This is a genomic window from Vibrio tetraodonis, from assembly GCF_003350295.1.
Classification (GTDB): Bacteria; Pseudomonadota; Gammaproteobacteria; order Enterobacterales; family Vibrionaceae; genus Vibrio; species Vibrio tetraodonis.
In genome coordinates this window covers 123032-146438 of sequence record NZ_QLYY01000013.1, presented here as the reverse complement: position 1 = coordinate 146438, position 23407 = coordinate 123032, and the positions used below count along the sequence as shown (strand labels likewise).

12 protein-coding genes are annotated in these 23407 nt (G+C 41.8%); 9 read left to right on the top strand and 3 right to left on the bottom strand.

All coding sequences use genetic code 11. The annotated features are described in order from the left end of the window. Positions 1–8 precede the first annotated feature (8 nt). The 7 genes from DPF90_RS10350 to DPF90_RS10320 all read left to right on the top strand — a co-directional run bounded on the left by DPF90_RS10350 (position 9) and on the right by DPF90_RS10320 (position 15145). On the top strand, positions 9–965 hold the full coding sequence (locus DPF90_RS10350; protein ID WP_114786259.1) for a hypothetical protein: 957 nt from the start codon (positions 9–11) through the stop codon (positions 963–965). Between the two features lie 166 nt (positions 966–1131). Further along, entirely contained in the window at positions 1132–2082 is a 951-nt protein-coding gene (locus DPF90_RS10345) for a hypothetical protein (protein ID WP_114786258.1), read from the top strand. A 301-nt stretch (positions 2083–2383) separates the two neighbouring features. Then, positions 2384–2569 (top strand): hypothetical protein, encoded by a 186-nt coding sequence (locus DPF90_RS10340; protein WP_205395185.1) that lies wholly within the window; start codon positions 2384–2386, stop codon positions 2567–2569. Between the two features lie 315 nt (positions 2570–2884). Continuing rightward, positions 2885–6187, top strand: a complete 3303-nt coding sequence (locus DPF90_RS10335; RefSeq protein WP_114786257.1) for an STY4851/ECs_5259 family protein — start codon at positions 2885–2887, stop codon at positions 6185–6187. Continuing rightward, positions 6188–12511 (top strand): DEAD/DEAH box helicase, encoded by a 6324-nt coding sequence (locus DPF90_RS10330; protein ID WP_114786256.1) that lies wholly within the window; start codon positions 6188–6190, stop codon positions 12509–12511. It abuts the gene before it with no gap. A gap of 653 nt (positions 12512–13164) precedes the next feature. Continuing rightward, a complete protein-coding gene (locus tag DPF90_RS10325; protein ID WP_114786255.1) occupies positions 13165–13836 on the top strand; it encodes a hypothetical protein in 672 nt (223 codons plus the stop codon). Positions 13837–14215: 379 nt separating this feature from the next. Continuing rightward, positions 14216–15145 carry an HNH endonuclease gene (locus DPF90_RS10320; RefSeq protein ID WP_114786254.1) on the top strand — a complete coding sequence of 310 codons (930 nt, stop codon included), beginning with the start codon at positions 14216–14218 and terminating at the stop codon, positions 15143–15145. 52 nt (positions 15146–15197) lie between these two features. Here DPF90_RS10320 and DPF90_RS10315 read toward each other — a convergent pair whose 3' ends face one another. The 3 genes from DPF90_RS10315 to DPF90_RS10305 form a co-directional block, all read right to left on the bottom strand. Further along, positions 15198–15995, bottom strand: a complete 798-nt coding sequence (locus tag DPF90_RS10315) for a substrate-binding periplasmic protein (protein WP_114786253.1) — start codon at positions 15993–15995, stop codon at positions 15198–15200. A 140-nt stretch (positions 15996–16135) separates the two neighbouring features. Next, positions 16136–17248, bottom strand: a complete 1113-nt coding sequence (locus DPF90_RS10310; RefSeq protein ID WP_114786293.1) for an OmpP1/FadL family transporter — start codon at positions 17246–17248, stop codon at positions 16136–16138. Between the two features lie 132 nt (positions 17249–17380). Next, on the bottom strand, positions 17381–18931 hold the full coding sequence (locus DPF90_RS10305; RefSeq protein ID WP_114786292.1) for an arylsulfatase: 1551 nt from the start codon (positions 18929–18931) through the stop codon (positions 17381–17383). Between the two features lie 343 nt (positions 18932–19274). Between DPF90_RS10305 and DPF90_RS10300 the strand changes: the two genes are divergently transcribed. Both DPF90_RS10300 and DPF90_RS10295 read left to right on the top strand, forming a co-directional pair. After that, on the top strand, positions 19275–20822 hold the full coding sequence (locus DPF90_RS10300; protein WP_114786252.1) for an arylsulfatase: 1548 nt from the start codon (positions 19275–19277) through the stop codon (positions 20820–20822). A 153-nt stretch (positions 20823–20975) separates the two neighbouring features. After that, positions 20976–23294, top strand: coding sequence for a multiheme c-type cytochrome (locus tag DPF90_RS10295; RefSeq protein ID WP_114786251.1), 2319 nt, complete (start codon positions 20976–20978; stop codon positions 23292–23294). Positions 23295–23407: the final 113 nt, after the last annotated feature.

The following is a 23407-nucleotide window of genomic DNA, read 5'->3' as shown; positions in this document are numbered from 1 at the left end:
AGATTAGAATGAAAAGAAAAAACAGTCATGGCTTTTTATTTAGGTATCAATACCCACAAAAGCTAGTGAAATGGCGACAAGAGTTTGCCAAGATCACTTCAATCAAACCTGAAGATGATCCACTTGAGCCTTTTATGGAGGTCACAGATGATGTGCTTGCCGTGCGCAGCGCAAGAGATAATTTGCGATTACCATTTCTAGTTCCTTTAGTTATAGGACTATGGTTTATGGTTTATACCTTTGTCGGAGAGTTGGGGCTGAATACTGCATCTATTAATACAGGGAAAGAGAGAATTGTTGAATACCAAATCAAAGAAGCCAGAGGTGGCTACTTTGACGATTACGATAAGGAAAACTACGCATATTATAAAACGATGTTTGATAAAAATGGTGAATACTCCCTTTGGGGTTACAGTCAAGCTGTATTTACCTACGGAACAGAATATGAGCAAGAGTCTTTTGTAGTATTCCTCGTTCTTTCTGGTGTTTCCCTAAGCTTGGCAATTTTCTTTAGTATTTTCTTTATTAATACTCCAAGGCCCGCTGATATCTATTTCGATCGCAAAAGAGGGATTGTTTACACTTGGTTTTTTGGCCGTGTCGCTGCTTGTCGGTTTGAGAATTTAGGTTTTTTGGAGCATAGAACAGGGCTGCAACTGTACCTTTATTGCGAAAATAAAAAAGGTAAAATTGGCTACTGTACCCAGCCTATCCTTATTCAGCCTACGGGTAAGGTGACACTCAATGGAGAGAAAGATAACGACTATTTCTTTGCTCAACTATTCAATTATATGGATAAAGGCAAAAGCGCGTTAATCACAGGAGAGCACTTTTTGAGAGAGCGCCCAAAGACCTATTTTCGCATAGACAAGCGTCCAGAATCATTTGAAGAGCGATTAAAAACCATTCTTGAGCTAGAGCATGAACTTCCGCTTATGTACGGCCGAATAAAAGTACCTAATTGATATCTGCGCAGACAGAGGTTGGATGAATGTCTGATAAAATGCCCAGTCTCTGTCATATCTTTCTATCAAACTCTGGCATGTGCTTTGAAAGCTAGCAACCTTGAGCTACTCGTTAGCGCGCTTAAAGCCAAGTGGTATGCAATATAGTCATAAGTGATATATAACGGTGAAAAGAAAAAACAGCCACGGTTTTTTATTTAGGTATCATTACCCACAAAAGCTAGTGAAATGGCGACAAGAGTTTGCCAAGATCACTTCAATCAAACCTGAAGATGATCCACTTGAGCCTTTTATGGAGGTCACAGATGATGTGCTTGCCGTGCGCAGCGCAAGAGATAATTTGCGATTACCGTTTCTAGTACCGCTAGTTATCGCGCTTTGGTTTTTAGTATACACTTTTTCAAGTGATTTAGGTCCCAGTTCGCTGGCTCATGCTAGGGAAGTTCTGAGTAGCTATCAAGTCAAAGAATCAATGGGGTATGAATTTAATGAATTTCACAGTAACCGTTATTCCTATTATAAAACCATGCTTGATACGGATGGTAATTATACTCTTTGGAGTTACAGCCAAGCTGTGTTTTCTTACGGAACAGAAACCCAGCAAAAATTTCTGATAAAAGACTTTGTTGTTTCTGGTGTTTCCCTATGCTTGGCAATTTTCTTTAGCATTTTCTTTATTAATACTCCAAGACCTGCTGATATCTATTTCGATCGCAAAAGAGGGATTGTTTATACTTGGTTTTTTGGCCGTGTCGCTGCTTGTCGGTTTGAAAATTTAGGTTTTTTGGAACACAGAACAGGCCTGCAACTGTACCTATATTGCGAAAACAAAAAAGGTAAAATTGGCTACTGTACTCAGCCCATCCTTATCCAGCCTACGGGTAAGGTGACACTCAATGGAGAGAAAGATAACGACTATTTCTTTGCTCAACTATTCAATTATATGGATAAAGGCAAAAGCGCGTTAATCACAGGAGAGCACTTTTTTAGAGAGCGCCCAAGGACCTATTTTCGCATAGACAAGCGCCCAGAATCATTTGAAGAGAGATTAAAAACCATTCTTGAGCTAGAGCATGAACTTCCTCTTATGTACGGCCGAATAAAAGTGCCCAATTGATATCTGCGCAGACAGAGGTTGGATGAATGTCTGATAAAATGCCCAGTCTCTGTCATATCTTTCTATCAAACTCTGGCGCGTGGTTCGAAATTTAGACAACCTTGAGCAACTCGTTAGCGCGCTTAAAGCCAAGTGGTATGCAATATAGTCATAAGTGATATATAACGGTGAAAAGAAAAAACAGTCATGGTTTTTTATTCTATCGTTGGGTTTTGTGTTTACGTTAGTATGGTTAAATTTCGTGGTAGCGTTGATCACACCTTAATTCAGCGTTATAAACCACAAGAAGTATCGAAGTAGTATGGAAAATAAACAAGAAAATAATATAGAAGCTGGCTGTCTAGGCTATGTTATTGGTGGGATGCCATTTATTCCATTAATTGGTGTTTTATTCGGAGTAATCGCCATTGTATGGGGCTTTGTCAACAAACATACAAAACTAAAAATAGTCGGTGCATGTGGTATAGCGTTCACAGTCGTAGAGTAGCAAGGGAAGGTGATAGACTAGAGTATCTTTTTAGTTACGAGGATAATTACTGAATAGTCAGGTTTTAGATTTATATACCTAGGGGCTCCAAGGTCTCACGTCTAAGAGCAATGCTCGCAAATTATGTAAAACTAGTCACACCTCGGTAATTTTATTTACTAAATCAAAGTGTGACTGCCTACTTATCCCATATAAAATCAACTTGTTACCTGTTATGATATTTGTTGCAATGTGTGTGATTGTATTTGAGGGCTGCTAAGTACGGAGTATTTAGCAAAATAAAATTTGAGGCTAGGCACTAAGGAGGGGTTATCAATGGATACTACGCCCCGTAGCAAACTTGGATCTGCAAGTATGATATTCGACTCTACTTCTGTTAATAGCTGTCTAAGGGCCATTTTGACGAAACGAGAACTATCTCAGCCCACGGGTCAGCCGCTATTTACCTATCAACTATCAGAGCCCGAATATCGTCATTTGCAAATCAGTTTAAAAAGCCAAAAATTGCCAACAAAGTTGCATCGGGATAGTAGCTGGTGTGCGGCTTTTTGTCTTTTTAGTGCTGAATGGTACCGACGTAAATATCAAGGAGGATGGAGTTGGAGTGGTATATCAAGCAGTTTAGGGTTTGAGTTAGATGCAAATCAACGTAGTAAGGTAATAAAAACAGGTTTTAAATATTGGCAGCGAACCGTTAGTCAATATAACGATGATAGGCATAGTTTTCTTGGTTCAGTGTTTCGAGAGGGGGGTCTACCTTATGGTCTGCTAGCTAGTGAAGGTGGCAGGTTCTTACTAATTTTTAAGCGTATTCTTAGGGTTTTTGATGATGCTCAAGCACTCGGTCAGTCGCCTTTTGAGTTGGTGTTAGAGGGGCTTGAACACTTACCTGAGGCATTTAGACAAGAAACGACCGTTGATCTTATTACTAATATGGCGGAGCTATTGTTGCGTTTAACCGATGAATACAATTTGCAACAACAAGAACAACCAGCCAACCATTTAGACGCTCAATTGCCAAATTGGCGAGATCTATTTCCAATCCCACTTGATACAGACACTGGCAGTGAATTTCTCTCCAGTTTACTGACGTCAGCTTCAGTTCAGCGACAAAGCAAATCACAACAACCAAAACGAATTATTTGCTGGCAAAGGGTTTCGAACAATGAAGACTTGGGCTTTGTTACTCAAATTAAATTGATGAAGGCGATATCAATGCCTTTTAAACGCGAAGCATTGATAAATAGTCGAGTTGAGTTATTTATACAAGAAGGTAATCGAGTAATTGCCGAGTTGGGTGTTGGGCATACAACCTTTGAAGGTGAAATGACTCAGGTTATTTTGCGAACCCCTGCTTGTGAGTTTCGTCGCCAATCCATAGAGCAAGACTTGTACCTAGTCGTGTTACAAGCTGGTATTGAGCTCCATCGAGAAGAAATTCCGAACTGTGACATCTCTATCAATGAGATGCCGATTGTACTTAAGTCAGACGGTGAACATGATTGGGTCATTGGGCAAGGAAGCGTAAATGTCAAAGCAGACCAACTTAAAGCTCTTTTGCTAAAAGGTTCAACGTACACAGCCGAGTTTCCAGACTTGTGCAAGTCAGTAACGACTGAACGCTACCAATTAGTAGAGTTTAGTGGGGAAATTAAGATTGATTACCGTACTGAAGAAGGCGACACCTATGTAATATCGACTCGTCAGTCAGCAGTGTTGGCTGAGCAAGTGAGTGTGCGAGGAGCTAAATTACAGTATTACTCTAGTACGGGACAACCAATCTATTTGGGTTTGCCAACCATTACCAGTCAAGAATCGAATACAGAATTGTGGTTAGGTAGTAAGCCATTAGGAGAAGCTCATCAATCTGGTTTGTTTGGTATCCAATCAGTACGTTTAAAGGGGAGTGGTAATCGCACAATACTTCGTAAACGGCTTGCTATTCTTCCGCAGTCATTCCAGCTTGAGCTTAAGCCGTCTAAACAAGCTAATAGTGGCTACGTTGATCTTCATTGTGAACGCAACTTATTTGTATCGATAGAAGGAGAGCAAATCTCTTATAAGAAAATAAATATAGAAAGCGGTAAAAGGATCAAGGTGACAGCCGAAGGGGCACCGCCAGCAGATATTATTCTTTCCATAAGTGCTAACTTGATGGCTGACCCGATAAAAGTACGGGTACCTTTTCCAGCGTCTAGTGCATTAATCTTTGACAAAGATGGTAAGGGTCTAGCTAAACGTATCACCATCGATGATTTATTAGGCGCGCGTATTCAGTTTTTCCCGCGCGTGGATGTTGCGGCGAGTTATCATATTGAATTGAAAGGACCTATGAAGTCTCGTGATGCTTATTATTATTGGGAGTACAAGGTTACAAATAAGGTCCTTGAAGTAAGTCTATATGAGTTCCGTCATAGAATTCAGGAGCTACTGGCGGCATCTGGTGAACTTGATGATGAAGTTCGAATGGTAATTGGGGGGGCGGGTTGTAGAGAGCAACAAATAATTATTGGTCGATATGCAACCGAAGCCCAGTTGGTTAATGAGACGGTAAGTTTTGACGTGAAGCTGGGGAAAGATTTCATCATTCAGCCAGAAGTGATTAATTTGGCAGACCCAGCAGAAAAACCGCATGCTCTTCAACAAAGATATTCCAATGGCGCAGCGACAGGTGTATTCGAACTGAATAAAAGGTTATATCAGCCAGCGTTAATCGTTCCTTCAAGCAAGACTGAGCTGGCATTTCGCGCAAAATTTATTCCTGGTAGTGAGGCTATTGATTGTATTAGTGATATCCATACCTTAAACAAGGCTGTTGCCTTATTCCACCCAATAACTAATCCAAATGCGATAGCCGATGTATTTCCAATGTTAGCTAATGATTTTAATCACAGTAGTTGGCGATTTATTAATGACTTGTTTGCCAATTATTCTCACCTCCCAATGGCTACGTTTGAAGTATGGAAAGCAATAGTGAAACACACCGCTTGCCTATCAGCACTTGCGTTTAAAGCTGATAACCCCGTTCAGTTAATGGAACGTTTGAAAGTGGAATTTAATGTTATTTGGGAGCTTATACCGCTGCATATTTGGCAGTCGAATATTGATAAATATCGTCAGATGTTGTTAAGCATAGGACTGCCTGACAAAGTGGTGGATAACAAAGTAAACAGTAGACTAGAAACACTTTCAGAATTTACCCCATTGTTTGAAGAACAGTGTCGAGCATTGTTCTCCGATCAATTTATCCAATCAGAACCGAATTTGTCAGCTGTTTTTCAACATTGTCTGCCTGAATGGAGTCAAGACTTGGTGCGAGTTCATTTGTCTGACCGTGAGTGGCCGACAGCATTTAGTTTTGAGTTAGAAACATGGTGCAAAAAACACTGTGAATCGCTTATTCATTTCGAAGTCATTCGTGGGTTCCACAAGAGCGTCCTTTATTTTCCTATCTTTGCAGCGGCAGTGGCGTGTGGAAAAGTTCAATTGGAAGAACTATCGTCGACACTTTATCCCATTCATTATTTCCATTTGCGACAGATTGTCGAGTTTGATCGTCATTGGTTTAACCCCGTATTTCAAAGTGCATTATATGTATTTGCTCAAGAGGAAGCTTAAATGAAGCAATATTTTTCCACCCTAAAACAACAAGCTAATAGCCGAGCAAAAGAGTCAACTTTGAGTATTTTGGGTATTAATAATCCCGCTCTTAGAAACCATTTAAGTGAGTTGATGGAGACGGATGAAAAGTTTGTTCATGGTCCTGTGTTTGAGCAAATGTTTGCTTGGGAAGCAGACGAAATAACGATAGAAGACCTCTCTAACCCTAAACATAACAACCTACTCAGCCCAGAACTACTAGACGCGCTAGATGTCGCACCGCATAAAGAAGGGTGTAAAAAAGACAGCAGTTGCAAGTGTAAGTATGTGTTGAATCGTGAGATAAGACCATATAAACACCAATTAGAAGCATGGAGGGGCTTACTTGATCTTCAACCCCAATCTCAAATTATCACCAGTGGTACCGGCTCTGGTAAAACTGAGTGCTTCATGGTGCCAGTACTCGAAGATTTGTATAGAGAAACGCAACAGATAAACAATTCGCTAACTGGAGTGAGAGCGTTATTTCTTTATCCTTTGAATGCGTTAATAAATTCTCAGAAAGAACGACTAAATGCTTGGACGAGGCACTTTAACGGAGATATTCGTTTTTGTTTGTATAACGGGAATACCCCAAATGACCTTAAAGCCCAAGATAGGCAAAGGCAAAGAAAGCAGCCTCAGGAAGTTCTTTCTAGAAAGTTGATGCGAGACGATCCAGCACCCATTTTGGTAACTAACGGAACCATGCTGGAGTATATGTTGGTGAGGCAAGCTGATGCTCCCATTATCCAAAAGTCGCAGGGTAAGTTGCGTTGGATCGTACTAGATGAAGCGCATACGTATGTTGGTTCCCAGGCCGCTGAGCTTGCTCTGCAATTAAGACGTGTCATGCAAGCTTTTGATGTTAAGCCTGAAGATATTCGCTTTATTGCGACTTCCGCAACGATTGCGGGCGCAGAAGCTGAAACGCAACTAAAACAATATCTTGCTAGGTTAGCTAATGTTGATCTACAGCAGGTAGTTGTCATTGGGGGGAAACGTGTTGTTCCTAAGTTGCCCAAAGTAACGCCAGCAAATTTAACCCTCAGTGAAATAGAAGCGATAGATCCAGAAGGTGAACAACCCAAAGAGAAGAAGCGGAGTCAAAACTCGGAAGTATCAGAACGTCGATACTCTGCTTTAGCGAGTTCAGCATTAGCTGTGAAAATACGAGAATTGTTATCTGGAGACAATATAGGTCCAGTACATTACGCTGAATTAATAGATAAATTAAAACCTTATGAGTTAGATGAAGCAGAGTTAACTCGATGGTTAGATATTTGCACAGGAACTAAAAGTTCCCATAATAGTGAGGCATTTTTAAAACTCAGAGCTCATTATTTTCAGCGAACATTGCATGGCTTGTGGTGCTGTATTGACCCCAACTGCCCGAATAAAAAACAATCTAAACTGAATGGCGCATGGCCATTTGGGTATGTGTATAGTGAACATCGTCAGAAATGTCATTGTGGTGCGGTAGTGCTTGAACTTGCGTTTTGCAATGATTGTAACGAACCTCATTTATTGGCAGCCGATCACAATGGACATTTGCAACAGTGGACGGGAAAAATTAATGATGAGTTTTCGCTACTTGATGAAGCTGAAAAAGAGATGGATGAAGAGCGCTCAGATCAGTTTTCTAAAAATGCAACGGCAAGTGATACTCAAGTCGTTATTGGCTCAAAACAGAGCGATGATTACCTATTAACGGGTTTTGATATTGCTGGACATGAACGCTTTCTAGATAAGAGTCCAATCAGGTTGACTAAGTCGATGAGTGAATCGCAACAGTGTTGTGAATGTGGTTACTCAGGAAGAGGTCAGTACAATAAAGCGTTGCGAAGAGGTCTATTAGGCGCGCCATTCTATACGGCGAATGCGGTACCAACAGTACTCGAGTACTGCTCAGATATTGAGGTGGATAAAGAATCCAGGATAGGTCCTAATTCCGTTCCAGGGAGAGGACGTCGGTTAATTACCTTTACCGATAGCCGACAAGGAACCGCAAAAATGTCAATTCGGATGCAACAAGAAGCTGAGCGGTCTCGGTTGCGAGGTCTAGTATTTAAGGAGCTTCGTAGGCATGTTGAAGACAAAGTTGTTATAGATGGGGCGTTACTTAACCAGGTGAAAGACTACTTGAGTATGCCGATCGAAAAACTACGAGTTATGTTGCCATCCATCGAACAATCCATGCCTGAAGACGCAAAAGCACTAAAAGAATATATTAATATTGCTAGTAGTTCGGTTGCTATACCGGTGCCTCAAACGGTCCCTTGGTCTGATCTTGTTGATGTTATTAAGCAAGATAATGATTTAAAAGAGTCGATGTTAAAAGAGAACAAGAGGTTGTCGCCGGAAATATTTGATGATTCGACTGGGCCTATACGACTGACTCAAATGCTACTGACAAGAGAATTTGCTAGACGACCCAAAAATAGAAACAGTCTAGAAACTCAGGGCTTGGTTAAGATAGTCTACCCAGGATTGGATAAAATTGATGTTGTACCGGAGCTTTGGGAAAATTACGGCTTAATAGTAACAGATTGGCGCGATTACCTTAAAGTATGTCTGGATTTCTTTGTACGCGAAAACTCCTATATAACCATTGATCGTGAATGGATTCGTTGGATCGGCATGCACTTTTCTCCCAAAACCTTATTAGGGCCTGACGCGAGTGATGTCGATGAAAACAGAGCAAAGAGTTGGCCGCTAGTAAGAAAAGGCAGTAAACGTCAACAGCGTATAATCAATTTGCTCACTATTGCCACAGGTATTGATATAACGAGTACGTCAGGAGAAGACACTATTAATGGCTGGTTGATTTCTGCTTGGAATGCGTTAACTGGTTCGAAAATCTTGCAAGATTCAACAGCAGACAAACAATATAGTTTGAACTTGACTAATGTCAGCTTTTCATTGATGAATTCGGCTTACATATGCCCAGTTACGAACAAGCTGTTGGATACTACGTTCAAAGGAATCACTCCGTATATTCCCTTTAAAGGTCAGTTAGATGATAATCTATGTGAAGAAGTGAAACTTCCGGCTGTATGGGCTTTTGAAGGAAGTGATGACTTCTTGCTTTCACTGATTTTAACGCGCAAAGCTATTGCGAACTCATCGGAAGTGAAAGCACTAAGAGAGCAAAACTTGTGGACGGATATTAATGACAGAACAGTAGAGGGTGGTTTTTACTACTCTTCTGCAGAACACTCTGCGCAACAATCCGCTGAGCGACTTAAAATATATGAGGATGAGTTTAAAGTTGGTAGGAAAAATGTCCTCAATTGCTCTACAACAATGGAAATGGGCGTTGATATAGGGGGGATTACTGTGGTAGTGATGAATAATGTACCGCCACACCCTGCTAACTACCTTCAACGCGCAGGTCGGGCAGGCCGATCTAAAGAGTCTAGAGCGATAAGTTATACGCTATGCAAAAGCAATCCTCATGACTCGTTGGTTTTTAACAACCCGAAATGGCCATTCACCACCGTTATACCTGCTCCACACGTTGAATTTTCATCTGAGAAATTGGTGCAGAGACATGTAAATTCATTTTTGATGGGGCGTTTTTTAATCGAAGAAGTTGGCTTAACAAGTAAAGAAAAATTTAACTTAGATCTCGAGTGGTTTAATGCAAAGGTAAATGACGAAAAATCTATCGCAGAACGTTATATCAATTGGGTGAAAACGTGTGATAAGAAGTTTCAATCAGCCTTGTATACTTTAGTTAAAGGTACAGCGTTGAGAAATGCTCCTTTGGCACGAATTTGTAAGATCTCAGCAAAGAAAATAGAGGAAATAACCACTCGGTGGGTAAATGAATATCAATACATAGAAAATGAATTGGTCGGTGTTGATCCTGATGGTCCATATGCTTTTAAGCTAAATAGTGAGAAGTCCCGTTTATGTCGAGAATATTTGCTGCGGGATTTAGCAACAAGGGCGTTCCTCCCGGGATATGGGTTCCCTACGGATATCGTAAACTTGGATACTGATAATATCGTCGATTTTAGAAGGCAGCTTCAATTTAGGAATCTAAGTAAACTCGATCGAGAAGATAATGTTTCTATAAATCGAGGATTGCCAAGTCGAAATTTAGCTGTTGCAATTCGCGAGTATGCTCCTGGTTCTGAAATAGTGCTTGATGGTCGAGTACATCGAGCGGCAGGTATTTCTCTGAATTGGCAAAAAATTCACGTTGATGGCGCGAAAGATTCTCAGAAGTTTGACCTAGCCTGGCGTTGTCCAAGGTGTGGTCAGACAGGTTACGAAACTGATTTAGAAGTACAATCTGATTCGAGTAATCTCGTGTGTACTAATATCGCTTGTGGGCAAGCAATTCCTGATAACACGGAATGCCGCAAAAAAGTAATTCAGCCTACAGGGTTTGTCACTGATTATTATCGAGAGCCAATGAATAATATTTCTAATAATGTTTATGTTCCCGTTCAACCTTCCTGGGTTATTGCATCAGGTACAGCGACTCCATTACCAATGCCTGCACTTGGATATATGGTCTCTGATAATAACGGTAAGGTCTTCCATCATAGTTCTGGTTTGTCGGGTAAAGGATATGCGTTATGTATGGCTTGTGGTCGTGCAGAGTCAATGACAGCGAAAGGTGAGTTGCCAAACGCACTTAACTTTGAAAAGACACATAAACCACCGCGCCCTAGTAAGTTCGATAAAGATGAAGTAGGTCGACATGCGGACTGTGACGGGGCTGCCAAGATAATGTCTTCGATTCATTTGGGTATTAACTCTCGAACAGACGTATTTGAACTGGTGATTAAGAATCCCAAAACGGGTGAATACATACCTGATAATGAGCAGGGTCGAAAAATAGCTACCACTTTGGCTGTAGCGTTACGGAAGTGCTTAGTAGAGCAACTCGGTGTCTCGACAAATGAGGTCCAGTATAGCGTTCGACCAACAGTCATTGGTGACAATCAACATGCGTTGGTGCTTCAATTATTCGACAGTGTTGGGGGAGGCGCTGGATTTGCGACAAAAGCACCATGTCATATATCTGAAATATTGAATGGGTTGCTTGTAAAGCTTGATTGTAGGAAGCAGTGTGATGCGTTTTGCCCTGAGTGCCTCTTAGAAGCGGATTCGAAACACGATACCGATAAACTCGATCGCATGTTAGCAATAGAATGGTTAGGAAAGGATTTTAAGCATTACGTATCACTATCGCCTAAGCACCAAAATCTTATCAAGGATGGGAGGTACTGCCCCCAAACTATCGAAGCGCAGTTGAACGATGTACTCAATGAAAAGGTATTGGAATGTTTGTTTGTTCTTTCTTCTGAAGTAGAAGGGTGGGATACATCTCTCGTCTTGATGAAAACTAAATTGCATGAACTATTAGCAAGGAATATAGCGGTTTCCGTCGTTGTACCTAAAATTGAATTTACTGAAGAAATTGTGAGTTTCTTAAGGGACATACAACAAATTGGAGTTCATCTAAGATATGGGGAAGAGTGTGGGGCGATCGTTTTCCAAGGCTTGACAAGTAGTGGTTGGTCAACATTAGCCAACCTTGACGTTAGAGCCACCACCCCAGGAGAGCATTGGCTTACAGCAGAAGACATCTCCATTATTTCTTATAGTGAACCAGAAATCTCGACAATTCCTTTTGAGTTAGACTCCAAAGAACCAACTCACTTGTTAGGAGCTGTTCATGTTGATATTGCGACTGAATTAAATGGGCAGCTCTCAAACTTCGGTCGAGGTTTTTTGACGTTATTAAAAAGTAAAGATGAGCGACTAACAAAGCTACTTAAAGAAGGTGAACTGAAGAGTGTTTCGTATTCGGATCGGTATCTCCAAAGCCCAGTTTCTTTATTATTGTTAGCGGAAGTTCTCAAAGCACTAGTAGGAACATCAGATTGCCAAATAGAAGTAAATAGTTGCTTTGATGAACAAAATAGAAATCCTTATACGGTAAACCATGATTGGGATGATCGGGATGACTATAAAGCAATATTTGGTGCATGGTTGACTCATATGGCCGCTAAAACAGTAGATATAAATATAATTGACAATAAAAGAGAAGTGCCGCACCGAAGAGCGATAAAGTTGCATTTTTCTACTGGTGATATAGTTGAAGTCACTCTAGATCAAGGGTTTGGCTATTGGCGATTAGATCTCTCAGGTGGTATGCATCGGTTTGATTTTATGAGAAACACACACGACCAGATAAAAAGGTTAATTGAAGTATATAAATTAGCTAAAGTGTCTAACAGTGCTAATTGGTCCACTTGGATTGCTGTTAACGTGTTGTAGGTATTTCCAATCAGTATTGTCTATACATATTACTGTTGGGTTATTAATCACACATTGAAGTTCAGTTCAATGTGTGCTCGCTTAGTATTAACCAAGCTTGGTACAACGACCGTATTAGTGTAAGAAACTTTCTTACACTAATACTCAGCATTAGCTCGGTTTATCACAAAAATATCAATGTATGGTTGTTTTTGGCGATATCAACATATGGTTGTTTTTAGGTAAGTATATGAAAATAAAAGGACAAAAATATCACCTTATGGTTGTTTCAACAAATACGAATTCATGATAGCCGCATTTTTGCGGCTTTTTTGTCTGAAAATATCTAACTTGTTGTGACTATAGATCTACTTTACTGAGATAGCAGCTCAAATTCTGCGAATGATTTAACCCCAACCTTTCTTTTTTTCAACATAGTTTACAAGTGCTATTGAAGTGAAAGAAAAAAAGCTTATAAAACCGGCATTTATGCCCGCACTGTATTCTATAAAACCTAAGTATTTCATGTCTTGTAGTAATGTATTTGTTAAAACGCTCAAGGTCAAAGAAAACAGGACAATAATAAAGCATTTGCATATTTTGTATATTGACACTGTTGCATAATTCCATATGATATCGAATCTTGTTTTTATTCTCATTTAAAGGTGTATGGAATGTCAAGGTTGTTATTTTTGTTATTATTTTTCTCACTCTCCTCAAATGCTTCTATTTGTCATCAGCTAACCAAAAATACTACGTATAAATTATCGGCAGGTATCAGCTATTGTTTAGAGTCAGAGTATCAATTTGTATATATTCATAATTCAGAATTTGGCACAGAAATTGTTGAGCTATCTGATATTGATAGAAATGTATTTGGTTTAGTGTATCCAGGGGAAAGTGCGAAAGTTCCAGACCAATTTAGGGTTACTACTTTTGACGATACCCATCTTGTGGTTATGGACGGTTACATACATATATATGCTGCCCCAAAAGTCCGTAAAAAACGGTCTGCGGCTAATATAGCAACAGCAGTTATATCTAATTTAAGTAGTTCTGCTGGAACCTCTTTGGCTGGAGGGTCTAATGTGCAGGTTGCTCCGACAATTGTAGGTACTGTGATTGGTACTGGTGTAGGTGCTGCAACAGGTCCTCTAGCACCCGTTGTGGGTCCGCTAGTCGCTGGTGCATTGACACAAAACATTATTAGTAATCAAGGCAAGCCGCGGCCTCCTTTGACGATTATGAGTACTACTTCAGGTCTAAACTCGGGTTCCAATTTTGTGCCTCGACCTTTTAATAGTGGGGGAGGTAGCAGTAAAGGGTGTGGTAAGTGTCATAATTAATATTGCATTGGTGTTAATATTATTTTGAAAATAATTGCAGCGCCTAAATTTCCAAGTAGGGGCATACTATTTCGTAAAATATTATGAAAAGCGATGTAGGCACTTTTAGCCATGCTTGAGATTTTCAAGCAGCCTTTTTAGCTTAGTAATAATGCTTAATGTTCATAAACGCAATGAATTAGTTGATGTCAGAGTGCGGATGAAAACGAAATATCTTTCCTGACATTAGAGCCTGGTATCAACTATCTATAGTTCAATCTAACAGTGGATGAATATCTTATTTTTAAATAATTCCAATGATTTAAGAGATAATATGTAGGATTTATAAAAGTGATGTGCAACACTCGGCATTAAGTTTGATATGCAACTAGAGTGAAGTATGTACTGGTGGGTAAATCATAAGCAGACTTACAAAGAAGAAATTACAGGTGGTTACATTTGGTCGCCAAAGACAAACGCTAATGGCGCCAGAAACCAAAGTTACGAAAACATGCCCCAGACTCGAGTCGGGGATATTGTATTTTCTTTTGCATTTGCTGAAATAAGAGCGGCCGGCGAAGTTATAGAGTCATTCATTTCTGCGACTAAACCAGATGATTTTGGTGATAAAGGAAGTTATTGGGATAATGAGGGTTGGTTAGTCAAAGTAGATTGGATGGTTTTTGATAAACCCTTTCGGCCGAAAGATCATATTGAACAAATTAGACCATACCTTCCAGAAAAATACTCTCCCATTCAGAAATCAGGAAATGGAAATCAGGGCTGTTATTTAGCAAGTATTAGTGAAGACTTAGCACATACTCTTTTCGAACTCGCTAGTTTCGAATATGACAACACATCATATTGCTTAGATAGTGATCCTGAATGTGAAGTCCGCGAAGCGAATGTTGCAGATGCCATTCGCTTGGATCCTAGTATTACCGGAACTGAAAAGGAACAGCTAATCACTGCAAGAAAGGGCCAAGGTAGATATAGGAAAAACCTCGAGCGTATTGAATCTTGTTGCCGAGTGACCGGTTTAGAACAAAAGTCGTTTCTAATTGCAAGCCATTGTAAACCATGGAGAGATTGTAATAATCAAGAACGTTTAGATGGTAATAATGGTCTTTTGCTATCTCCCCATATAGATAAGCTATTTGATAAAGGATGGATTTCGTTTGCCCAAAATGGGGATTTGTTAGTTGCGAGCGAAAAGGTGGTGTCAGTGCTGCATGTATGGGGCGTTAAATACCCACTCAATGTTGGAAGCTTTACCGAGGAGCAGGAAAGATATCTTTCTTATCATAGGTTGTATTGTTTCACTGGCTAGATGTTTAAGTAGTTGTGCTCTGATTGTAAACGTTGCGCCATGGACTTATCGCTTATTCAAACTTCTTCAAATACTTGGATTTAATTGCATCGGACGTGCCATCGTAATGCATTTCGACCAGTCTTTGATTAAGTTCGGCTAATAAGGCTTCGGCATTTTTACTTTGTTTGTTCACGACCAAGTGATACACCTTTTCATTAATGACCTTGTACAGCAGGTTATCCTGTGAGTCATATATCTCTTGATCGATTTGATACAGACCTTTTTCCATTCCATACAAAATAGGGTCAATTTCACTTAAGAATATCTGGCAACGATTTTTGCTTAATAGACTCAATGCTTTAGATGCATTATCGACAAGTTTTATATCATTTTTATAGTTAAAGTTATCGTAGTTGTAACCCACTATGCCACATGCCTTATTCTTGTTGATATTCGATAAGTCCACCCAGACACTGTCACTGCCCGTATAGAAATAGCCAATTCTGAACTTGTACAAAGGGAAGGAGTAGTACATGAGCTCGACTCGCTCGGGCTTAAAGCTTGCTGATAACGCGACATCACATTCTGACTCTTTGGACTGCATGTTGCGCATCACCCTCGACCAAGGCATGGGAGAGATGACGTATTCGTAGCGGGTTTTACTGAAAATCTCTTTGACTAGGTCGGGCAAAATTCCCGTGATATCGGTTGCTTTAACTTTGGTAAGACTTTCGTCCCATATTGTATAAGGCACCCAAGGGCTGCCGTCTCCCATACATATCTTCACCTGCTGAAGGTGATTGCTTGCATAGGATTTAAAAGAAAGAGTAATGAGTGCGCAGATTAGAACCAAGTATATCCTTGTCATGACAGCACCAAATTAATTCGTAACTAGAGTGAAGTATAGACAAAGCAATTGATGTCGTTGGTAATAGCGCGAAATGGCGGCCTTATTCACCAGCTAGGGTTAATTACTGGTGAATAAAGCGGTTAGTAAGGGGCCAACAACTAGTGACTGTTCCAACTGTAACCTAAGCTGAGAAAGTACAGCGCTGGGTCATTAAATTGCGCGATGGTATTACCATTTGGCCCTTGAAATTCTGAAGAATCAATCAAGGTCGCTTCGAGTGCAATAGAAAGGGTATCGGTATTATCTAAACGGTAGTCTATGCCTGAGCCTATGCGATAAGCTTTACCAGCAGGAATGGTGATATCGCCATGGGATTGGTCGGCGTACATGCTGGAATCATAAGCAAAGCCTGCGTTCCATGTTAAACGCTGATTAATTTTGTATTGAGTGCCAAGGGCGACTTGATAGGTATCTTGGGTGTCTGCGCCCATTATTGTTTGGTAATCACTCCAGTCTTGCCAGTTTAGGTTACCCATTACAGCAAGTTTATCGTTGATATTGTGGAAGGCGCTGAAGATGACCTGTTGAGGTGCTAGTGCGTCACTGGTATCAAACTTAAATTCAGCTTCATTGGTGTAAGCTAAACCAATTCGAGTGTCAGAACTAAACTCGTATAGTAAACCCAGTTTGCCATTAATTTGGACGTCGGAGTCGTGTTGGTCTGCGTTCAGAGCCTCGTAATTCGTTGAATGCATCTCTAGGTCATAAATACCATAGTGAATGCCTAAAGAGGCCCCAACTGATAATTGATCATTGATTCGGTATGATGCCGACGGCTGGAATGTCAGTGCTTGAGTGGTTGCACTGGGTACCTCGACTCTAGAAAATAAATGCTCATATTGCAGACCTAAGCCGTAGTTACCGTAAAATCCTGCGCCGATTGTCCATTTGTCGTTGATTTGCTGGCTGTAGAAAGCTGAGCCTAAAGGCACATATCGAATCGTATTGCCTGCATCACCACCGTCTATCGTATCAAGAGTGGCATCGCCGTAGAGATTGATAAAGTTACCGGAAAAAGACCGTCCTTCTACATTGGCAAGGCCTGCGGGGTTGGCCGCGATAACCGATGAATCTTGGGCCCTAGCTGCCATACCAGCAGAGGCTAACCCGATATCCGTGGTTGAGGTTTCGTAAAGATAGAGCCCGCCAGCATGGGCGCTGCTGATAAGCATTATTGGCGCTACAGCAATGAATTTATGGATTGTTTTCATGGTAAACCTGCAAATTTCTATACCATCAATGGAGACTGTGTTGGATGACGCCTGCTGATTAAGCGGCGTCATTGTTGGCCTTAAGTTAAGCCTTAAGGTAGCGCGTCCCTGCGCTTAGGACCTATTCTTGGATTACTGCTTTTTTAACTCATCAAGCTGCTTAAGCTTTTGCTGCAAAGAGAGCGAGCGATAGCTCATATCAGCCGGATTCATGGTTTCACCTTGTTGCAGCGGATAGTCTTGAAGCGTGCTGGTGAATTTGCCAACCACATCTTGGATTGGAACAAATAGCCACATATTGTCTGCCATCCATCTCAGATACATCCCTGATTCCTTCGGCGCTTTCTCAAACGGGTCGGCGCGCAAGTGAATGATCTGAGGCCAGTTCGGCGTGGCTCGGGTTGCGTCAGAAATATTCCCTTCCATAGTGGCAAAGTTGAGTTTCCAATCATTCCATCGCACGGCATTAAGCTCACCATTAGATGAGAAATACATCAGAGATTCGCGTGGACCTTTTTCTTGCTTGCCTTGGAAATAAGGCATGAAGTTGTAACCATCAATATGAACGCGCCAATCCTTGCCATTTGCTTTATAACCCTTAGCCAATTTCTCTTTGACATCTGGGACGCCAGCGGCGGCAAGCAGGGTAGGCAACCAGTCTTGATGAGCCATCATATCGTTATATTTGGACCCTGGTTTGATCACGCCTGGCCAACGAACCAGCTGAGGGACTCGCATTCCACCTTCCCATGTGGTGCCTTTCTCTCCATGGAATGGAGTCGCGCCACCGTCTGGCCAAGTCACGGTTTCTGCCCCGTTATCGGTTGAATAGATGACAATGGTATTGTCAGCTACGCCGAGTTCATCGAGCTTATCGAGTAAGATGCCAACTTGGTCATCATGCTCTAACATGCCATCAGCATAGATACTGACTCCAGATTTGCCGCGATACTTCTCTTGTAAACGCGTCCACACATGCATTCGTGTGGTGTTATGCCAGATAAAGAAAGGTTTGTCTGCTTTGACCGCTTTCTCCATAAAGGCGAGTGAGGTTTCAAGGAACTCTTCGTCAGCATGTTCCATACGCTTTCGCGTCATAGGGCCGGTGTCTTCAATTTTGCCGTCAGCAAAGGATTTAATCACCCCGCGTGGCCCATAGTTTTTGCGAAATTCTGGATCTTTAGGATAGTAGTAAGTCTCTGGCTCTTCTTCTGCATTGAGGTGGTAGAGATTACCGAAGAACTCATCAAACCCATGATTGGTAGGCAAGTGTTGGTCTTGATCGCCTAAGTGGTTTTTACCAAATTGGGCCGTCATATAACCTTGTTCTTTTAGGAGATCGGCGATAGTCGGTGCCCAATCCGGTATTCCATGTGAGGACCCTGGCATACCAATAGTGAGCAATCCGGTACGAAACGGCTCTTCCCCCGTGATAAAGGCAGCGCGCCCGGCGGTACAAGACTGTTGTCCGTAGTGATCAGTAAAGAGTGCGCCTTCATTGGCAATACGATCGATATTCGGGGTTTCATATCCCATCATGCCTTGATTGTACGCACTGATATTCCAATAACCCACATCATCGCCAAAGATCGCGAGAATATTGGGTTTATCTGCGGCCACTGCTGCGCTTGAGGTCGCGAGTATGCCGATACCAATAGCAAGCTTGCTCATTTGGTTAGCCATAAAAACTCCAAATTGGTTAGTAAGTTGAAAACGAGTGTTGAGTGCTAACACTTCGTCGCTGACTAACATAATGCGGTACTTGCTAGGCGTCGCTTTATACTGCATATAACCATAGGTTATAGACATTCATAAGCACTTGTTTATAAATGGTATTAAATGAATTTTTACTAAAAGACAGAGTGTGTGGTTCTAGACTTATATCACGTTACTTCACTTAGACATCATGATTATAAGATCTGGGTTTGAGTTCAGATATTTTTATGCTACTAGGTTCGCATTGATCTGTTTTGTCGACTATAAGTTTGTGTGCGCAAAGCATTTTCTATTACAAACAGAGGTTTATATGACAGTGAAATATGGCGTTAAACGCCGGCTAGCGATTCTTGCCGCGGCTTTACTTGGCGTGACGACAAGCAGTATCGCCGCAGACAAACCCAACATTCTGGTTGTTTGGGGTGACGATATCGGACAAACCAACGTCAGTGCCTACACATTTGGCTTGGTGGGCTACAAAACACCCAATATAGATAGCATTGCTAAAGAGGGCATGATGTTCACCGATTATTATGGTGAACAATCTTGTACTGCTGGGCGTGCAACCTTTATCACTGGTCAAACAGTATTGAGAACAGGCTTAAGTAAAGTCGGTCTGCCAGGCGCTGATCTAGGTTTACAAGCCGAAGACGTCACCATTGCTGAACTTTTGAAACCTCTGGGCTACATGACAGGGCAATTTGGTAAAAATCACTTGGGGGATAAAGACGAGCATCTTCCCACCAATCATGGATTTGATGAGTTTTTTGGTAATCTTTACCACCTCAATGCAGAGGAAGAACCTGAAAACGTAGATTATCCGAAAGATCCTGAGTTTCGTAAGAAATTTGGTCCACGTGGGGTGATTAAGTCTTATGCGGACGGAAAGATAGAAGATACAGGTCCATTAACTCGTAAGCGCATGGAAACGGTCGATGAAGAGACTCTGGATGCAGCGCTCGATTTTATGGATCGTTCGGTAAAAGCCAACAAACCTTTCTTTGTGTGGTGGAATGCGACTCGAATGCATTTCCGCACTCATGTTAAAGAAGAGCATTTGGGTAAAACAGGGATCAGCTATTATGCAGATGCCATGGTAGAACACGATAATCATGTTGGTCAGTTGCTGAAAAAAGTCGACGAGCTTGGCATCAAAGACAATACCATCGTCTTTTATTCAACAGACAATGGCCCTCACATGAATACTTGGCCTGATGCCGGTATTACACCGTTCCGCGGCGAAAAAAATACCAACTGGGAAGGAGCCTTCCGTGTTCCGGCCATGGTTCGCTGGCCAGGCAAAATCAAGGCGGGCAGTGTGTCTAATGAAATTATGCATCATATGGATTGGATGCCAACTTTCTTAGCCGCCGCTGGACAAAGTGATGTCAAAGAAAAGTTGGTCAAAGGCGAGTCCGTTGGTGGAACTAATTATAAAGTTCACCTTGATGGCTATAACTTCTTGCCTTATCTGACCGGTGAGGAGAGAAAAGGGCCGCGTGAAGAAGTGTTCTATTTCTCTGACGACGGCGATCTTACCGCACTTCGCTATAACAACTGGAAGATCGTTTTTATGGAGCAAAGAGTAGAAGGTACTTTGCGTATCTGGGCTGAACCCTTCGTGGCGCTTCGCTTACCTAAGATCTTCAACCTGAGAATGGATCCTTATGAAGTTGCAGATATTACGTCTAATACTTATTACGATTGGATGTTAGATCGTGCGTATATGCTGGTACCGGCGCAAGCGTATGTGGGTAAATTCTTAGAAACGTTTGTAGAATTCCCACCAAGACAAAAAGCGGCCAGTTTCTCGCTCGATCAAGTTATGGAGAAACTGCAGGAAAGCCATAACAAGTAAATTGGTAAATAGAATCTATAAGGGCCCTTCAGTGGCCCTTTTTTGATCTTGGTATGAGTTCTCCCTTTAATGATGTGCAATTTGTTGTATTTGAAAGGAAATATCTTCTATCTTTGCTGAGAAAAAATAAAAACAACTCTTATAAGGGCAGTCATGACTCAGTGGGCAAGTCGTAATCAGGCGAAACAACGTCTATTTGTGCTCGTCATTTTTCTGGTGTGGATACAAAGCGCGTTTTCAGAAACTTCTCAATCAACCAAGTCTTTAACGGCTGATTTTGTCGGTACTCAAGCCTGTGTTGATTGTCACCAAAAACAGTTTACTGCATGGAAAGGCTCCCATCACGATATGGCCATGAAACACGCTGATCCGCACTCTGTTTTGGGTGATTTCAATAATTATGTTTTCACTTTTAACGGCAAAGCGAATCGTTTCTATCGTAGAAATGACCAATACTGGGTGAATGTTCAAGGCGCGGATGGCAACTGGCACGATTATAAAGTCAGTTACACCTTTGGCTGGCAACCGCTTCAGCAATACATGGTTGAGTTTGGTGACGGAAGAGTCCAACTATTGCCTTTTGCTTGGGACTCAAGACGCAAAGAACAAGGCGGACAGCGCTGGTTTCACCTTTACCCAGAAACAATGCCGACCGATGAGTTTTATTGGACTAATTCCGGACAAAACTGGAATTTCATGTGTGCCGATTGCCACTCTACCAATGTACAGAAAAACTATGATGCCCAATTAAATACTTACTCGACTACTTGGTCTGAGATTAACGTTGGCTGTGAGGCATGCCATGGACCTGCCAGTAAGCATATGGAATTGGCGCAATCTGACAAGCTTTCACAGCAAGCGATAGGACACCTAGGTTTTGACCGCGATTTATCCAAAGCAGTGAAAGATTGGGTGCAAAAAGAGGGTCACAGCACGTTACAGCCCAAAGAGATCGTCATGACGCAGCAAGTACAAACCTGTGCGCAGTGTCATAGTCGACGGACACAGCTCAATGAAACGGGCGATCATGTTAATGACTCATTTTTTGACAAATATCGTCTGAGTTTAATTACGCCAGAGCTCTATCTTCACGACGGGCAAATATACGATGAAGTCTATGTTTATGGCTCATTTTTACAATCTGAGATGGCGAAGAAAGGCGTGACCTGCACTAACTGTCATGACCCGCATAATGCACAGCTCAAAATAGCGGAAGAAGCGGTATGCTTGCAGTGCCATTCGGCATCTGAGTACAGCCCAGAAAAGCATACGTTTCATACGGCGGGCACAAAAGCATCAAAATGCACCACTTGCCACATGCCTGAAACGACGTATATGCAAGTTGATCCTCGTCGCGACCATAGTTGGCATGTGCCACGTCCAGATCTTAGTCAGCATATCAACACGCCGAATGTCTGCACATCTTGTCACGAGGACAAAACGGCGCAATGGGCCGATGCACAAATCGGTAAGTTGTATCCGAACTCGACCTATCGTAACCAACGCCATTTCTCGCTTGCTTTCTACGCTGATGCCATTGACCACCGTGGTGCTCCCGATGCTCTGGCATTCTCGGCTCAGGACTCTTCGCTAAGTAATATTATCCGTGCGTCGGCACTTGAACGAATGGGGGGCAATACTGGGCAAAATACCCTAGTTTCACTGGCTCGTTCGGTAAAACATGATGATGAAATGATCCGCCTTGGCGCCATTGCTGGGTCTTCGGGTTACGCCTTCAGCGACAGGTGGCAAATACTTGAACCTTTATTGAGTGATCCTGTTTTGTCTGTGCGAGCGGAGGCCGCAGGTGCTTTGGTTCGCTCTTATTCTGAAATGAACCCACTTCAAAAAGAGAAGCTCCAACCTGCGCTTGATGATTATAAGCGCATTCAGATATTTAACTCGGATAGGGGCTTTGGCAGAACCAATCTTGGTAATCTCTATCGCGATCTCGGAGAAACCGATAAGGCGATTGACGCTTACAACAAAGCAATAGAGATAGAGCCCTATTTTGAAAATAGCTACGCGAATTTAGCTGATTTGTATCGCGCGCAAAATAAGGAAACCAAAGCGATAGAGGTGCTCAGCGCTGGAATGAAAGCTCAGCCTAAATCGAGCGCATTGCCCTACAGTGCTGGCCTAGCATGGTTAAGGTTCGGTGACGATAACAAAGCGATTGAGCTTCTAAAGCAGGCTGCCGAAACTGCCAAGCGTAACCCACATTATTGGTATGTTTATGGATTAGCACTAGAAAAAACCAATGTTCTGGCGGCTAGTCAAGCGCTCAATAGGGCTTATGAGGTGGGTGGCGATCCTCAACACCTCTACGCTGAGTGTGATGTTTTGGCTCGTAATTATAAAGCTGGTGGTATCGCCTTCGCTTTTGAGCAGTGCGTAAATCGATTGAGTAAGCAGGTGCCTCCCCAAGTGGTTGAGCAACTGAGGGCTAAGGTCGTCGGAGCGGGTGGATAAAATTCGATGAAGTAAGATTTTACGATTGGGTAGCTATTAAGTTTATAACCAATAATTATAGCGCTTATGAGTAGGATATACACAGCAGACACAATGCATATTGAGGGAATAGG

Coding starts and splice junctions, on each gene's coding strand:
- DPF90_RS10350 (WP_114786259.1), top strand. CDS start 9: ATGAAAAGAAAAAACAGTCATGGCTTTTTATTTAGGTATCAATACCCA.
- DPF90_RS10340 (WP_205395185.1), top strand. CDS start 2,384: ATGGAAAATAAACAAGAAAATAATATAGAAGCTGGCTGTCTAGGCTAT.
- DPF90_RS10335 (WP_114786257.1), top strand. CDS start 2,885: ATGGATACTACGCCCCGTAGCAAACTTGGATCTGCAAGTATGATATTC.
- DPF90_RS10330 (WP_114786256.1), top strand. CDS start 6,188: ATGAAGCAATATTTTTCCACCCTAAAACAACAAGCTAATAGCCGAGCA.
- DPF90_RS10325 (WP_114786255.1), top strand. CDS start 13,165: ATGTCAAGGTTGTTATTTTTGTTATTATTTTTCTCACTCTCCTCAAAT.
- DPF90_RS10320 (WP_114786254.1), top strand. CDS start 14,216: ATGTACTGGTGGGTAAATCATAAGCAGACTTACAAAGAAGAAATTACA.
- DPF90_RS10315 (WP_114786253.1), bottom strand. CDS start 15,995: ATGACAAGGATATACTTGGTTCTAATCTGCGCACTCATTACTCTTTCT.
- DPF90_RS10310 (WP_114786293.1), bottom strand. CDS start 17,248: ATGAAAACAATCCATAAATTCATTGCTGTAGCGCCAATAATGCTTATC.
- DPF90_RS10305 (WP_114786292.1), bottom strand. CDS start 18,931: ATGGCTAACCAAATGAGCAAGCTTGCTATTGGTATCGGCATACTCGCG.
- DPF90_RS10300 (WP_114786252.1), top strand. CDS start 19,275: ATGACAGTGAAATATGGCGTTAAACGCCGGCTAGCGATTCTTGCCGCG.
- DPF90_RS10295 (WP_114786251.1), top strand. CDS start 20,976: ATGACTCAGTGGGCAAGTCGTAATCAGGCGAAACAACGTCTATTTGTG.